The sequence below is a fragment of the Bartonella sp. CL71SXKL genome (assembly GCF_042194935.1).
In the GTDB taxonomy this organism is placed as follows: Bacteria; Pseudomonadota; Alphaproteobacteria; order Rhizobiales; family Rhizobiaceae; genus Bartonella.
In genome coordinates, this window is record NZ_JBHINI010000081.1 from 1 (window position 1) to 1,091 (window position 1,091).

Sequence of the window (1,091 nt, forward strand, 5' to 3'; positions counted from 1 at the left end):
AGCACCAAAGCTAAAACAGCCAAATGATAGGAACCGGGTGCCTATTAATAAAACAATCCCTGCCGAAATCAAGCGAGCAAACAGATGAAAAAGATATTTATTATAACAGGAATGATTACCCTTTTGGGAATGATAAATTTAACTCTAATGTCTAACTTTAGTTGGGCTTCTGGGGCTCAAGATTCAACTATTCAAATTCCTCTCCCTGTTTCAAAAACAGAATATCTGAAAATTATTGAGTTATTAAACCAACAAATTAAAGAAAGCCAAAACCAGATCGAAAACGCGAAAAAAGTCCATCAGTCTATAACAGGAAATAGAATACAAACACCAACAATAGGAGAGGATAAGAGTTTGTTCCTTCAAGATTCGTCTTCTATCTACCCAAAAAAAGCGATGAACTACAATGACATACATATTGAACAATTTAAAGATCTTTTTCCTCGTCTTACAGACGAAGAGAAAAGGCCCGCCTACTGGTTAATGTCGTCTCATGAGATGCGCGAAATAATTAATACGCGTCTTAAATATGGTGGAATTGTCGGTAAAGCTGTAAGTTTGCAAACCTTCCAAGACGCAGAGAAGCGCTTTACACAAATTGTTGATTTCTTAAATAATATAGATAAAACAAAAGATCTGAGAGAAGTTTTTGAGCTGCAAACACGTATCAAGAACATGTCAGCGATGCTCCAAAATGAATATACAAAGCTACAAATGGTCAGAAATTTAAGCAATAATGAAGAGACTCTTATCGAAATACAAAAACGTAAATTGTATGGGAAAATTGTAGAACCTAGCTACAAAGATATGCCTAAAATAAGATTTGAGTAATAAAGCTCTTTACAAGATTTGCTTTTTTTCATGAAAACAAAAGCCACTGTAGAAGGTTCAATACTATCTGAACAATTCAGAGAGGCACAAAGATTTTATCAAAGCCAAGATATCGTGATGAAAATACTTAGGTAATGTATAAATGCAAATGAAGCGTTTAGCATGTATCTATGTTTTAAGGTGATAAAAAATTGAAAATTCGTTAAAGAGGAATTTCATGAAATTTACAGTTTTCGCGCAACTTTTCAATAAAGTTGATC

Annotated in this window: 1 protein-coding gene and 1 pseudogene; both read left to right on the forward strand. The window is 33.5% G+C overall.

The window, feature by feature from the left end; genetic code table 11:
- Positions 1-88: pseudogene (locus tag ACFILA_RS09570) on the forward strand (TrwH protein); the annotation flags it as partial.
- Positions 85-831, forward strand: a complete 747-nt coding sequence (locus ACFILA_RS09575) for a type IV secretion system protein (RefSeq protein WP_375661130.1) — start codon at positions 85-87, stop codon at positions 829-831. The pseudogene ACFILA_RS09570 and the gene ACFILA_RS09575, both read left to right, overlap by 4 nt.
- Positions 832-1,091 lie beyond the last annotated feature (260 nt).